At 67.8% G+C, this 13,941-nt stretch carries 14 protein-coding genes; 9 read left to right on the plus strand and 5 right to left on the minus strand.

Annotated elements, in window-relative coordinates:
• Positions 1 to 12: 12 nt before the first annotated feature.
• A complete protein-coding gene (locus KF709_04720; protein MBX3173689.1) occupies positions 13 to 1,623 on the minus strand; it encodes a hypothetical protein in 1,611 nt (536 codons plus the stop codon).
• On the minus strand, positions 1,623 to 3,368 hold the full coding sequence (locus KF709_04725; protein MBX3173690.1) for a serine/threonine protein kinase: 1,746 nt from the start codon (positions 3,366 to 3,368) through the stop codon (positions 1,623 to 1,625). The genes KF709_04720 and KF709_04725 overlap by 1 nt, the downstream gene beginning before the upstream one ends.
• 272 nt (positions 3,369 to 3,640) lie before the next feature.
• Between KF709_04725 and KF709_04730 the strand changes: the two genes are divergently transcribed.
• Genes KF709_04730 through KF709_04755 form a run of 6 tightly spaced genes read left to right on the plus strand, consistent with a single transcriptional unit; the run spans position 3,641 to position 7,273 of the window.
• The gene (locus tag KF709_04730) at positions 3,641 to 4,465 is read left to right on the plus strand and encodes an SPFH domain-containing protein (GenBank protein ID MBX3173691.1); all 825 of its coding nucleotides are present in this window, start codon (positions 3,641 to 3,643) and stop codon (positions 4,463 to 4,465) included.
• Positions 4,466 to 4,477: 12 nt separating this feature from the next.
• Positions 4,478 to 4,678 (plus strand): PTS ascorbate transporter subunit IIC, encoded by a 201-nt coding sequence (locus KF709_04735; protein ID MBX3173692.1) that lies wholly within the window; start codon positions 4,478 to 4,480, stop codon positions 4,676 to 4,678.
• Positions 4,679 to 4,885, plus strand: a complete 207-nt coding sequence (locus tag KF709_04740; GenBank protein ID MBX3173693.1) for a hypothetical protein — start codon at positions 4,679 to 4,681, stop codon at positions 4,883 to 4,885.
• A gap of 27 nt (positions 4,886 to 4,912) precedes the next feature.
• Complete coding sequence (locus KF709_04745; GenBank protein MBX3173694.1) at positions 4,913 to 5,278, plus strand: hypothetical protein; 366 nt, start codon at positions 4,913 to 4,915, stop codon at positions 5,276 to 5,278.
• A 51-nt stretch (positions 5,279 to 5,329) separates the two neighbouring features.
• Positions 5,330 to 6,736 carry a beta-lactamase family protein gene (locus KF709_04750; protein MBX3173695.1) on the plus strand — a complete coding sequence of 469 codons (1,407 nt, stop codon included), beginning with the start codon at positions 5,330 to 5,332 and terminating at the stop codon, positions 6,734 to 6,736.
• A gap of 3 nt (positions 6,737 to 6,739) precedes the next feature.
• Entirely contained in the window at positions 6,740 to 7,273 is a 534-nt protein-coding gene (locus tag KF709_04755) for a hypothetical protein (protein MBX3173696.1), read from the plus strand.
• A gap of 1 nt (position 7,274) precedes the next feature.
• On the opposite strand, the gene KF709_04760 is transcribed toward KF709_04755, so the two are convergent.
• The gene (locus KF709_04760; protein ID MBX3173697.1) at positions 7,275 to 8,432 is read right to left on the minus strand and encodes a hypothetical protein; all 1,158 of its coding nucleotides are present in this window, start codon (positions 8,430 to 8,432) and stop codon (positions 7,275 to 7,277) included.
• Positions 8,433 to 8,533: 101 nt separating this feature from the next.
• The gene (locus tag KF709_04765; GenBank protein MBX3173698.1) at positions 8,534 to 9,208 is read right to left on the minus strand and encodes a metal-dependent transcriptional regulator; all 675 of its coding nucleotides are present in this window, start codon (positions 9,206 to 9,208) and stop codon (positions 8,534 to 8,536) included.
• Between the two features lie 62 nt (positions 9,209 to 9,270).
• Between KF709_04765 and KF709_04770 the strand changes: the two genes are divergently transcribed.
• On the plus strand, positions 9,271 to 11,316 hold the full coding sequence (locus KF709_04770; GenBank protein MBX3173699.1) for a TonB-dependent receptor: 2,046 nt from the start codon (positions 9,271 to 9,273) through the stop codon (positions 11,314 to 11,316).
• Here KF709_04770 and KF709_04775 read toward each other — a convergent pair.
• Complete coding sequence (locus KF709_04775) at positions 11,313 to 12,191, minus strand: hypothetical protein (GenBank protein MBX3173700.1); 879 nt, start codon at positions 12,189 to 12,191, stop codon at positions 11,313 to 11,315. The two genes, KF709_04770 and KF709_04775, sit on opposite strands and share 4 nt — an antisense overlap.
• Before the next feature lie 172 nt (positions 12,192 to 12,363).
• On the opposite strand from KF709_04775, the gene KF709_04780 reads away from it, so the two are divergent.
• Together KF709_04780 and KF709_04785 are read left to right on the plus strand one after the other, a co-directional pair.
• The gene (locus KF709_04780) at positions 12,364 to 13,239 is read left to right on the plus strand and encodes an acyl-CoA thioesterase II (protein ID MBX3173701.1); all 876 of its coding nucleotides are present in this window, start codon (positions 12,364 to 12,366) and stop codon (positions 13,237 to 13,239) included.
• Positions 13,236 to 13,940 (plus strand): hypothetical protein, encoded by a 705-nt coding sequence (locus KF709_04785; protein ID MBX3173702.1) that lies wholly within the window; start codon positions 13,236 to 13,238, stop codon positions 13,938 to 13,940. The genes KF709_04780 and KF709_04785 overlap by 4 nt, the downstream gene beginning before the upstream one ends.
• The last annotated feature ends 1 nt before the right edge of the window (position 13,941 follow it).

A 13,941-nucleotide genomic window follows, 5' to 3' on the forward strand; every position in this document is an offset into this window, starting at 1 on the left:
GGTGTCGTCGACTTACGGTGTGACCGGCACGGAAATCGTGATCGAACCGCCTGAACTGCCACTGCCACCACCACCGCCACCGAGTGCGAGCGCGGCCGCGGCCCCTCCACCGATGATGGCCGCCCAGGCCCAGCGCGGCATCCCGCGCCGTTGCGGCTGCGCGGCGGCCTGCGCCACGACGAGCGGAACGGCCGCGCGGGTGGTCTGGCCCGCCACCACGGTGATCTCCTGCGTGCGCGACGGCACACCCGGTGCGGTCACTTCCATCCGATAGCGTCCACTCGCCGCGCGGAAGGTGAACGGTGCCGGCCCGTTGGCAGCCAGTTCCTCCCACTGCCAGGCCTCAAGCGGCGTCATCCGCACCGAGGCGTTCTGCGCGCCGGTGACGGTCACGACCACCGTGCCATAGCGGTGATTCTCCTGCGTGGCGACTTCCTGCGGCGTGCGCGTGTTCTGCGCGATGATGTTCTCTCGTGCGCGCGCGAGCAGGGGGCCGATCACCGTCGCGGGCGCGGCGCGCAGCCCGCCGCTCCACGTGCCGGCGTAGCGGCCCTGGAAGTCCACGAAGGGCGAACCGATGATCAGCGGCGGCAATGTGTCGAGCACCAGCGCGCCCTGCGGGCGGCCTTCCCAGCTTGCCAGCGAGGTCTGCACGGCGCTCGGCGTGCTGCAGTTGGCGAGTTGCACGCCCCACAGGGCCTGCCCGTCGAGCAACATCTGCGCGTCGCCCGCGAGCGTGTCGGGGCGCGCGGAAGGCAGCATCAACACGGCGAGGTTTGCCGTGGCATCCCAGGCGGCGACGCGCACGGCGCCGTCGGCGTCCACGGCGTCGGCGCCGCGGATGGCGTGGTACGAGGTGATGACGAGACGACCGCCATCGGCGGTGACGCCGGCCACGCAGGCCTGCGGCATGCCGAAGCGCGTGACATTGAGCGGCACGGTGGCGCGGAAGAGGCGGTCGCGCACGTCGTCGGCGATGACGTTGGATGCCGAGGAGACGAGCGTGAACGAGAACTCCGTGGTCACGCCCGGCAGGGCCTCACGACGAATGCGAAGCGGGAGGAAGCCCGTCGCACTGACTTCGAGGTCGTAGGAACCAGGCGGCAGCGAGCGGCCTGCGGCGCCGACCAGACCCACGCCCGTGACGAGCACCGTCACCGGTGTGCCCGACGCTGCGACCTGAAAGCGCGCCTCCGTCACCGTCGACGTCGCGTTCGGCCAGGTGTAGCGCGACTGTGAGAATGCATCGCCCGCTTCCGGCGTCACTTCGGTGCGCGCCTGCGCGAAGAGCGCGGGCAACGACGTGAGGAAGCCCTCGGTGAAGATCTGCATCTGCGGGTTCTGCCGGAGGGCCCAGCGCGCCCACAGCCCGGCCTGCTGCTGCTGCCCATCATCGACCAGTGTCTGCGTCAGCACGTGCACCGCGACTGACCAGGTACTGTCGAGCGGCCCGAGCGCGGGGTCGAGCGCCGCGCGCGCCAAGCGAATCGCGCGTTGTGTGTCGAACTCGTCGGTCGCGGCACGCGACTGGCTGATCAGGGTGGCGCGGTCCTGCGCCGCCGCGGACTGCGGTAGCAGGCAGGCAGCGACGAGAGCAAGCGCAGCAAGACGGAACGATCGCATCAGGGTCGGGGCTGAAGCGTGATGTTGACGCGTTGTGGCGGGCCTGCGCGCAGCGTGACGGCCGTGTCCACCGTGACAAAGCCCTCGCGCTGGATCTTGATCAGGTGATCACCAGGCGTGAGCTGTTCCTGCAGCGTACGGCGCTCTCCCTTCGAGACGCCGTCGATGAAGATCGTGGCTGGCGTGGAAAGCACCAGCTGCAGCGTGGCCGGACCCGTTGGCGCTGCCTCGGCAGGCGGCGTGGCAGGCGTGGTCGCTGGCGTCGAGGCGGGTGTACTCGCCGGATTGCCCGTCGACGTATTCGCCGTGGTGTTCGGCTGCGTCTGCGGCGTCGTGGTTGGCCGATTCGGCGTGGTCGCCGGATTTCGAGTCGGCGAGTTCGTTGGATTGCGCGTCGGGTTCGTCGGCGGCGCTGACTTCTGGTTGCTCGGCGCCGGATTGTCAGCAGGCGGCGTCTGCGCCGCCGGTGCATTCACCGTCGTATCCGGCACGACAGGCGGCGGCGTCACCGTGGGATTCGCCTGCGTGCCCGTCGCAGAGTTCGGCTCACCATTCGCCACCTGCCCTGACGGCGCAGCCGACGCCCCACCACCAATCAACCCCATCTTCCACGCACCGAACCCACCACCGCCCAGCACAACCACAAGCGCCGCCGCCGCCAACGGCATCTTGCTCGACTTCGCCGGCGTCGGCGCCGTACGCGGCGCGGCCTTCCCAGCCGCCACCGGCGACGCCACGACCGTGCGATCCGCCGCGGCAGCCGCCCCGCGCGCCTTCACCTTCGGCAACGGCCCGCTGTTCGCCTTCTCCAGCTCCTTCGAGTCGATGACGACCGTCTGCGCGCTCGCCCGCGTGTACTTGAGATTCGGATCCTTAAGCGCCTTCACGAAGGTGCGGATGTCCGGGAAGCGCTCCGGCGCCTTCTTCGCCATCGCCTTCTCGATCGCGTCCGCCACGTGCTTCGGAATGCCCTCGACATCCTCGTCGAGCCGCGGCACCTCCATCATGCAGTGCTTGTGCAGGATGTCGATCGCCGAATCGCCGTCGTAGGGGATGTGGCCGGACAGCATGCGATACGCCATCACCGCCACCGAGTACTGGTCGGCGGCGCCGGCGACCGGCTTGCCCATGCCCTGCTCGGGGCTCATGAAGTACGGCGTGCCGATCACCGAGCCCGAGGCCGTCAATGCGCCCTCGGACAATGCCTTGGCGATGCCGAAGTCCGTGATGATCACGCGGTTCCGGCTGTCCAGCATCACGTTGGCCGGCTTGATGTCGCGGTGGATGACCTGATGCTCGTGCGCGTAATCCAGCGCATCGGCCACCTGCTCGAGGACTTCAATCGTTTCCTCGACCGTATACTTGCCGCGCTCGCGCAACACGTCCTCGAGCGACTTGCCCTCGAGGAACTTCATCGCGTACCAGAAGAGCTTGCCCCCGGACGCGATGCGATAAATCGGAATGATGTGCGGGTGGTCCAGCGTGGCCGCGGTCTTGGCCTCGCGCAGGAAGCGGTCGACGCCGTGCCCGAAGGTCAGCTCCGGCGGCAGCACCTTGAGCGCCACCTTGCGGCCAAGTCGCGTCTCCTCCGCGAGATACACGACCGCCATGCCGCCGCGGCCGAGCATCTTCCCCACTGTGTACTCGCCCTTGGTCTCGTCGCGCAGCATCCGCTCCATATGCGCGAACGCCGACTGGTCCATCGCTGCCGTGGCCGCCGCCTGGCCTCCTGCATCGGAGACCATCGAACCACAGCTGTGACAGAACTTGGCGTCAGCAGGAACGGGCGTGGAGCAGTGAACGCAGATCATCGGCGATGGTGGGGGAAGTACGGAGGCTGAGGCCATCTATAGTGCTCCACATCACACAGGTCCGCAACGAGGGCGCAACACTCGTTAGATGCGGTGCAAGAAGGGTGCTTGACGACATGATTGCGATGTGATATCATATCGCTACCACCCTCACGGAGTCATTCGTGTACCGCGAGAAAGAGTATTCGGCCGCCAACGGCCTCGTGATGTTGCTCGTCTTCCTGCTTGGCGGCCTCGCCGCCGGCTACCTGATGGTGAGCGGCTTCCAGGCGCAAAACGCTTGGCTGGCGTTCCCCAACCTGCTCGCCATCATCGTCATCGCCGTGATGCTTGGCGGCCTGTTCATCGTGCACCCAAACGAGGCCAAGGCCCTGGTGCTATTCGGCACCTACAAGGGCACGGTCCGCAAGGACGGCTTCTGGTGGGCGAATCCCTTCCTCACCAAGCAGGCGGTGTCGCTGCGGGTGCGGAACTTCGAGACGGCCAAGCTCAAGGTGAACGACAACCACGCCAACCCGATCGAGATCGCCGCGATCGTGGTGTGGAAGGTCGTGGACTCGGCCGAGGCGCTGTTCGAGGTCGATGACTTTGCCCGCTACGTCGAGGTGCAGTCGGAGTCCGCGTTGCGCGCCACGGCGGTGCACTACGCCTACGATTCGCACAGCGACGGCGAGCTCTCCCTCTCGCAGAACACCGACGAGGTCTCGCAGGCTCTCGAGGCGGCGCTGGTGGATCGGCTCAAGAAGGCCGGTGTCGAAGTGATCGAGGCGCGCATCAGCCACCTGGCCTACGCGCAGGAGATCGCCGCGGCGATGCTGCAGCGCCAGCAGGCGAGCGCGATCATCGCGGCCCGGCAGAAGATCGTCGAGGGCGCGGTGGGGATGGTGGAGATGGCGCTTCACGACCTGAACGCCAAGTCCATCGTGAAGCTCGACGACGAACGCAAGGCGACGATGGTGAGCAACCTGCTCGTGGTGCTGTGCTCGGATCACTCGACACAGCCGGTCATCAACACCGGCACGCTGTACTAGCCGGATTCGCACGTGGCCGAGAAGAAGGCGTTCCTGCTGCGGGTCGACCGCCAGTTGCTGGACCAGCTGCAACGCTGGGCCAACGACGACCTGCGCAGCCTGAACGGCCAGATCGAGTTTCTCCTGCGTGACGCGTTGCGGCGTGCGGGACGTCCGGCGAAGGACTCGCCGGACGAACCCGTGCCGGACGCGGACCAAACCCCGGAGCCGTAGATGCCTGCTTCCCAAGTGATCTTCCTCGCCATCGGTGCCGCGGTGCTGAGTATCTCGGTGGCCCTGTTGGTCGGCCGCACGAACCGCTCGTCGGCCGACGAGCGCCAGCATCCGAAGACGATGCCGCCGCCGAGCGTTCCCCTGGTGTTGCTTGCAGCCGGCCTGCTCGCGATGGGCATCGTCGCGGCGCTGTTCATCTCTCGATAGCGCCGACCCTCTCGGAGGCGAGCGATGGTGACCCTAGCCGTTGACGGCGACGTGCTCGACGTCCAAGTGCAGGGCATGCACAAGTTCTGGGCGATGAAGTCCAGCCTGCGCATCCCGCTGCACGACATCAAAGACATCCGGCACGACCCAGAGCGCGCGAAGCGCTTCATCCCGGGAATCAAGATCCCGGGCACGCACATCCCCTTCGTATACACGGCCGGTACGTTCTACCAGTCGGACTTCCGTCCCGACTTCTGGAGCGTGCGCGATGCCTCAAAGGCGCTCGTCATCCACTGCATGCCGGACGCGGCCTACGACGAGCTGATCGTCGAGGTGGAGGATCCGGCCGAGACCCTGACCCGTATTCGTGCCGCGCTGCCGCGGCGCGCGTGAATGGAGCACACACGCATGAGTCGCTGCCGCTCGCACCGCCCGAATATTTCCATGCGCCGCCTGCGCCAGGCGAGGCCTGCGCTACTGCTGAGCCTCATCGCCGTTGGGGTGGGCGCTGTCGATGTCGCCGCGCAGTCCCCCAATCTTGCCCGTCTCGACTCGATCGTCGCCGCCGAGCTCGAGCGCAGCAAGACGCCGGGCGTGCAGGTCGCCGTCGCGCTCGACGGCAAGGTCGTGTTCTCCAAGGGCTACGGCGTCGCCGACATCGAGACACAGCGCCCCGTGAGCGCGCAGACGCTGTTCCGCGTCGGCAGCGTGACGAAGATGGTCACGGGCGCGGTGCTCACGCAGCTCGCCGCCGACGGGAAGCTCGACCTGCACGCACCCATCAGTCGTTACGTACCTGAACTCGAGGGCAAGAAGGTCGGCACCGTCACCAGCCACCAGCTGATGACGCACAACGCCGGATGGCTGGACAACGCGGTCCCCTACGGCCGGATGGGCGAGGGCGCACTGGGCGAGGTCATGCGCGAGATCTCAGACACCATGTTCTTCACCGAACCCGGACGCATCCTGTCGTACTCGAATCCCAGCTATTCGATGGCCGGGTACGTGGCCGAGCAGGCGGGCGGCAAGCGCTTCGGCACGCTGGCGGATGAGCTCGTGATCTCGAAGATGGGAATGCCGCACGCAACGTTCCGTCCGCTCGCCGCACTCACGCGCGATTTCTCACAGGGCCACGTGGGGATGCCGCAGAACCCTGGTGCCGTGGTGCGGCCGTTCACCGAGAACACGGCGCAGTGGGCGGCCGGATTCCTGATGGCCAGCGCGCAGGACATGGCGCGCTTCGCGATCACGATCATGGACGGCGGCATGCTCGATGGCCGTCGCGTGCTCTCGGCGGATGCCGTGCGCATGTTGACCACGCCGGGCACACGCATCCCCAATGACACCACGGTCGGCTACTCGTATGGCCTGATGATCGGTCGCGGCAAGACCAGTGGTGAGCGCTTCTACCAACACGGCGGCGCCATCAACGGCTTCGATGCGCTGCTCACGATGTTCCCCGACAAGCGGCTCGCCGTGGTGGTGCTCGACAACCGCGGTGGCAATCCGATGCCGGCCATCAGCGCGCAGTTCGCCAAGGAGTTCGGTGGCGTGCCGTTCACGGTGCCCAGCGACTCGCTGCCGCCTGGCCGCAAGCCCACGGCCGCCGAGGCGCGCGCGATGGCCGGCGTGTACGCGATGGGACGCACGCAGCTGGAGCTCAAGGTCGAGGGCGACTCGGTGATCCTGCAGCAGGGCATCGCGCGCTTGCCGGTGCTGATGCTGTCCGAGAACAGCTTCTTCATCAAGCCGCCGATGGGCGACCGCCAGACGCTGTGGCTGATACCGGGCCCCGATGGCCGGATTGCCTATCTCTCGGCCTCGCTGCGCGCGCTGGCCCGGAAGGAGTAGTCGGTGCCGGTCGCACGCATCGTGTCGTGGACGTTGGTGCTGGTGCTGTTTGCGTTCGCGCTGGGCACCTATGGCGGGCTGCCGGAGCAGATCCCGACCGGGATCGATGCGTCGGGCAACGCGCGGGGCCTACGCGAGAGATCGTTGCTGATCTGGCTGCTCGTCCCCCTGATGGCGCTCTTGATCCAGGGGATGTTGGAGTTCATCCGCGCTTCGCTGCCGCGGCGGCCCCACTGGTTCAACTTCCCGGACAAGGACCGATTCCTGCGCCTGCCGGCGCGCTTTCGGCCGCCGGTGATCGAGGCCATGCGCGCGACGCTCGACATCACCGCCGCCGTCGGCCACCTGCCGCTGTTCCTCGTGCAGTACCTGATCTGGCAGACCGCCATCGGCAATCCGTCGAGCAGCGGCGTGGTGTTCATTCTGGTCGGCAGCGCGTTCATCGGACCGGTCATCCTGATCACGGTCGGTCGCGTGGGCACCGCGACCGAGGAGGCGGAGCGTCGCTGGAAGGCCGAGGGCTCGCCGACGGAGTGAGCTACGGCGCGCGGAACGGGTTCGCGAAGCGCGCGTCCGTCGGCAAGCTCTGGTCGGTCAAGGTGCGGAGGAACGACACCAGCGCTGCCTTGTCGGCGTCGGACAACGCGAGTCGCTGCGGCAGTGCGCCAGGCCCACGCAAGCGCGGATCCAGCGAGGGGCCTTCCTGCACCCCGCTGTTGTAGAACTCCACCACCTGTTCCAGTGACACGAAGCGACCGTCGTGCATGAAGCGCCGGCTGAGGCCGAGGTTCTTCAGCGACGGCGAGCGGAACACCTGCGTCTGTCCTGCATCCAAGCCATTCCCGTTGGAGTTCGCCGCCAAGGAAAAACTGGGCGCCGTGTGGCAACCCTGGCAGCCGGCACCACCGGCCGCGGGCGGCTGGAAGTACAGCTCTTGGCCGCGTCGTTCCTGCGCCGTGAATCCGGGCAGCGGGACGTTGAACGGCGGCGGCGCGCCCGGCGGACCGGGAAGCACCTGGGCGAAGGCCTGGTCCCAACGACTATTCACCGAAATGATGCTGCGCACGTACTGCGCCAGCGCGCGTTGTACGCGATCCTCGGTCACGACCGTGTCGCCGAAGGCCAAGCGAAACAACGGCGGATAGTACGGCAGCGCCGAGAGGCGATCGATCACGGCGGCGAAGCCGCCGTGCGCGTCGTCGAAGCCCATCTCCACCGCGTCGCGAATGGGCTGCGTGGTCTGCGCTTCGAGCGTCGGCGCACGCAGGTCCCAGAAGTACTTGCCGCTTTCGTTGAAGCGCGCGTTGGCCAAGCGCATCGAGTGCGCGCCAGTCTGGCCAAGGCCGTCGAATCCGCGGCTGAACTGCAGCGAGTCGCCGAATCCGAGTGACTGTTGATGGCAGGATCCACAGCTCACGGTTGCGGTGCGGCTCAGCTGCCGGTCGTAGAAGAGCACGCGGCCCAGTGTCGCGCCCGCGTTGGTGAGGGTGTTGCCGAGCGGGTTCTGCTCTTCGCGCTGGAGTTGCGGCGGGGTGTAGTAGGCCGGCAGGACCTGCGCCGCGTAGTTCGGCAGCGCTCGGGGATCCACGGTCAGCACGGCCGTGACGGCGGCGAAGCCGTCGTCGACCGGCGCGAGCGTGGCGTCGCTGCAGGCGGCGCCGAGACTGGCGAGCAGGAGTGCGTGGTACGTGCGCAAGGCGGTCCTCTGGCAGCGGACGTCGAATGGTTGTTGCCGTCTGACGACCCGCGGCGCCACGCCGTTAGCGCCAGAGTCCAGGGCGCCCGCGTTTCGGCGGCTCAGCGAATGAAGACGCGCGCCGCAACATTCGTCCCGACAATGCGCTCGGCGCCGTCCACCGTGAGCGTGATGGGACCGTCGAAGGGCGCGCGATGCACCACGCGCACACTGGCGCCTGGTCGGATCCCGATCTCGTCGAGGTAGCGCAGGAACGCCGGGTCGCGGTCTGACATGCGCACAACCGTTGCTTGTCCCCCTTCGGCGATCGTAAGCAGCGGCTCGGCGCGCGACTCATCAACCGTGCCGTCCGCCGCGGGAATCGGCGCGCCGTGCGGATCTTCCGTGGGATTGCCGATTGCTGCGGCCATCCGGTCAATCAGTTCATCGCTCGCCGCGTGCTCAAGACGCTCGGCTTCGTCGTGCACGTTGTCCCAGCCGAAACCGAGCCGCTGCACGAGATAGCTCTCGATGATGCGATGGCGCCGGATGAGCTGCAGCGCGGCGGTGCGACCGGCTTCGGTCAGCCGCGCACCCTTGTAGCGCTCGGAGCTTACGAGTCCGAGACGGGAAAGCCGCTGGATCATCCCGGTGACGCTGGCGGGCGCGATTCCGAGTCGGGCGGCGATGTCGTTCGTGCCCGCTGCCGATCCGCGCTGCTCGACTTCATAGATGGCCTTGAGGTAGTCCTCGGCCTGACCGGTCAGCGCGGGGCGCTCGGATTCTGGATTGGTCATTGACAATAAGTTAGGCTGCCCTAACTTGATACTCAACATTTAGGACATACTAACTAATGAACGTGTCGTTCCGAAATATTGCCGTCCTGCTGCTTGGGGCGGTCTCCGTGGGCCAGGCGCAGCAGCGAGCGCCCGCCGATTCTGTGCGCCTCGATTCGATCCGCGTTGATTCGCTGCGTCGTGCCGCGGTCGGCACCGACTCCGCCCGCCGGATTGGTGCGATGCAGGTGACGGCCACCTTCGCCCCCACGCGTGTACTCGACGCACCGCAGCCCGTCGCGGTGCTCGGCGGCGCGGAGCTTCGTCGCGCCCAGGGCGCCGCGGTGGGCGAGTTGCTCGAGCAGCTGCCCGGCGTGCGATCCCTCTCGATGACCACCGGCATCGGCAAGCCGGTGATCCGCGGGCTCACGCACAACCGCATCGTCACGCTCGACAACGGGCAGCGCACCGAAACGCAGCAGTGGGGCCACGACCACTCGCCGAACGTGGAGACGGCGAACGCGGAGCAGGTGGAGGTGATCAAGGGCCCGGCGAGCGTGCTCTACGGCAGCGATGCCTTGGGCGGTGTGGTGAACGTGATCGCTCCGGCGATGCCGAGCGCGCGCGGGGAGTCGCCGTTCCTGCGCGGCACGCTGACCACGGCATACAACACCAACGTGATGGGCCCGGACGCGACGATTCGGCTTGAGGCCGCGCGCGAAGGCCTCGGCGCACGTCTCGCGCTCACGGGGAGAAGCACTGGCGATATGCGCGCGCCCACGGGTCCGCTGCGCAACACCGAGAATCGCACGGGCAACGTCGATGCCGCGCTGGGCTATGCAGCCGCAACGGGCAAGCTCTCGCTGCGCTACGCGCGCCGTGAGGAGCGCATCGAGATCTTCGACGATCCGGTGACTGTGCCCGGCTACACGGGCTACCAGCGACTCACGACCGACCGTGGCACGCTGGAGGCCGAGCGGTGGCTGAGTCCTGCGCTGCGCCTGCAGACGCAGCTGGGCGTGGAGAGCAACTTCCGTCGCGAGTTCGCGGCGTCCGACGCCTCGGACATCACGCTGGGCCTGCTCGTGAACACGGCAACGGGTTTCGTGCACCTGCATCACGATCGCCTTGGCCCGCTCGCTGGCGGCACGATCGGCGTGTTCGCGATGGACAGCCGTTTCGAGAAGCGTGGACTGACCTCGTTGATTCCCAACTCGCGCTCGCGCGGCCTCGCTGTCTATGCGCTTGAGCACCTGGAGCGCGGACGGCTGCGCGGCACGATCGGTGCGCGTTGGGATGTGCGCGACCTCTCGATCGAGGACGACGCGGAACTGGGCCTCAGCGCCGATGCGCAGTCCCGCTCCGCGGTGACCGGCTCGGCGGGCGTCTCCTACCGGCTGACGCCGGTGGCATCGCTTGTGGCGAGCGTTGGCCGCGGCTTCCGCGCGCCGGCCGCGCCGGATCTCTACGCCTATGGATTCCACGAGGGCACGCGTGCGTTCGAGCGCGGCAACCCCAACCTCGGTGTGGAGACGTCGCTCAACACCGACCTCGGCCTTCGCGTCGAAGCCGCTCGCGTGACGGGCGAGCTGAGCGTCTTTCGCAACGCCATCGACGACTACATCTACCTGCGCCCCTTCGGCACCGGCGCGGCCTTCGATTCGTTGGAGGTCGTGCAGGGCAATGCGCTGCTGCAGGGCCTGGAGGCGCGCGCCGCCTGGCGTGCCCTGCCCTGGCTGACGCTGCAGGGCGCCGGCGACATCGTGCGCGGAAACAACACCACTGCGGAGGTCCCGCTGACCTTCGTGCCGCCGCCGCGCGCGCAGGTTGGCGCGCGATTCGAGCGCCAGCGTCTTGGCGCGGCCGTGATTCGCCCCTCGCTCAGCCTCCAGGGCGAGTACAACTGGCGGCAGACCCGCGTGGACCCGCGTGACGTCGCGCCACCAGGCTATGCACTCTGGAACCTCGGTGCCGGCGGCACGCTGCTCCTCGGCTCGCGCGTGTTCATCGTGGACGCATCGCTGCGGAACGCATTCGACACGGAGTTCCGCAGCTTTATGAGTCGCTACAAGGAGTTCGCCAACGGACCCGGACGCGCGCTGATCCTGCGTGTCACGACGGAGTTCTAGCGCGCGTAGGTCACCGGCACCGGCGGGTCGCCGTGCGAGAGCCCGTGCAGCAACGCCAGGCCCGTTGGGCCTTCGCTGTTGCCGCTGAAGCGGTGGTTCTGCAGGTAGCCGGACTCGAACGCGAGCTGCGTGCCGCTGCGCGTCCAGGTACCGAAGTCGCCGGTGTAGGCGCGGTAGAGCAAGGTCGTCGGCGGGCCGTTGGGCTCGCCCTCCCATTCGCTGTAGTAGATGCCCTGCTGGTACTGCCCGTTGGGATGCAACGCGAGTCGCGCCGAGTCCACGAGGTAATGCGTGCTGAAGCGTCGGCCGTCGACCTCTACGTCGGGGAAGACGTACATCGCCGATGGCAGCGGGTGTCCGTTCACGGTTGCCACGCGGTACTCACCGAACATCGTCGGCGGCGGCGCGACGCTGCGCAGCGTGGCGAGGACGTATCCTTCCGCGCTGCCGCGGATGGGCAGGACCGTGGAGTCACCAGGCGTCATCCGCGCCACGACGAAGCTGCGCACGCCGAGATCCGAGGTGAAGAGGTAGCCACTGTCGCTGACGGCCCAGCGCCCCCATTCGAGCTGCGCCACGCGGACCGGCGTCGCGCCGGCGCGGTAGCGCTGGAACCACATCCGGCGTTCCCAGGTGCTGTCGGCGCGCACCTCGACCGTAGCGGAATCGAGGAAGTCCTGCTCCAGGGTCCCGTCCACCAAGCGGTGGGCAATCAACGCGGGAAGCGGCTGGCCTTCGGCCGCGTGGACATACCACGTGGCGGCGGCGAGCGGCGGAAGGGGTTGTGAACGCGGGGGGCCGGCGGGCGAGTCGCCGGTGCAGGAGGCCAAGAAGACAACCGCCGCGGTGGCTACGGCGGTGATGGTGCGCGACATCGAACTGCGTCCTCAGGAATCGGATAACAGGCAATGGAGCCGTTCGATATCGGCGACGGCGGCCCGGATGTGCATACTACGCCGCTCCCCGACCTTTTGATTCGGACCTCGGGGGGGTCGGGGCCAACCCGCTAGCTTTAGGAAGCTCTGCCCAACGCAACCCACAGGGGCTATGTCCGTCGTCCAAGACCTGATCCGCCTGCTCGAACTCGAGCAGATCGAGCAAGACATCTACCGCGGGATGAACCGCGACGTCGGCACGGGCCGCGTATTCGGCGGCCAGGTGTTCGCGCAGGCATTGGTCGCCGCGCGCCGCACGGTCGGCGAGGGCCGTGAGGCGCACTCGGTACACGGCTACTTCCTGCGCGAGGGCGACACCTCGGCGCCGATCGTGTACTTCGTGGACCGTCCGCGAGACGGCCGCTCCTTCACCTCGCGCCGCGTCACCGCGATCCAGCACGGCAACGCGATCTTTCACCTCTCGGCGTCGTTTCACATCGCCGAGCCCGGGTTGGACCATCAGTTCGCGATTCCCGAGGTGCCGCCGCCGGAGGAGTGCCCCGAGGAACTGGAGATTATCCGCGGCAACGCGGACAAGATTCCCGAATCGCTGCGCCACGTGCTGACGCAGGACCGTCCGCTGGAGATGCGGCTGATCCGGCCGAACAATCCGTTCCGTCCGCCGGAAGCGGTGCCAGTCGCCGATGCGCATCGGATGGTCTGGTTCCGCCTGCGCGAGCGCATTCCCGACGCGCAGATGTTGCATCACGCCGTGCTGGCCTACGCCTCCGACTACGGCTTCCTGCCCACGGCGCTGCAGCCGCACGGCGTGTGGTGGCGCGACCCGCGGCTGTTCCTCGCCTCGCTGGACCACACGCTCTGGCTGCATCGTCCCTTCCGCGCCGACGAGTGGCTGCTCTACGTGAGCGATACGCCGTCGGCGTTTGGTGCGCGCGGATTCGTGCGCGGCCAGGTGTTCACGCGCAGCGGCGAGTTGGTGGCCAGCGCCGCGCAGGAAGGCCTCACGCGACTGGTCGAGAAGAAGTGACCGAACAACTCGCGACGGGCCTCGCGTACTTCGTGGTCTTCCTGCTCTCGACCACGCTGCACGAGGCGGCGCACGCCTGGGCGGCACTGCGCGGTGGCGATCCCACGGCCTACCACGGCGGGCAGGTTTCGCTGGACCCAATGCCACACATCCGGCGCGAGCCATTCGGCATGGTGATCCTGCCGCTACTCACGTCGGTGACGATGGGCTGGCCCTTCGGCTACGCCAGTGCGCCCTACGACACGCGATGGGCGGCGCGGTACCCGCGGCGCGCAGCGTTGATGGCGCTGGCCGGCCCGGCAGCGAACCTGCTGCTCGTCGTGCTCGCGTTGGCCGCGCTGCGCGTCGGGGCGATCGCCGAGATCTTCGTGCCGCCCGAGCGCGCGACCTTCGGCATGCTGGCGATGACCGACGGTGGCGCGGCCTGGGACGCGGCGGGACGGATGCTCAGCATCGTCTTCTCGCTCAACCTGCTGCTGTTCGTGTTCAACCTGCTGCCGGTGCCGCCGCTGGATGGCAGCGCGGCCATCACCCTGTTGATGTCGCGTGGCGTGACGGCGCGCTACCAGCAGCTCATCTGGGGCACGCCGGCGCTTGGATTCCTCGGAATCTTCGTGGCCTGGAAGCTGTTCCCGTCGATCTTCGGGCCCGTGTTCACCACGGCCATCAGCTTGATCTATCCGGGAGTGGCCTACGGCTGAG

The sequence above is a fragment of the Gemmatimonadaceae bacterium genome (assembly GCA_019637445.1).
Classification (GTDB): Bacteria; Gemmatimonadota; Gemmatimonadetes; order Gemmatimonadales; family Gemmatimonadaceae; genus Pseudogemmatithrix.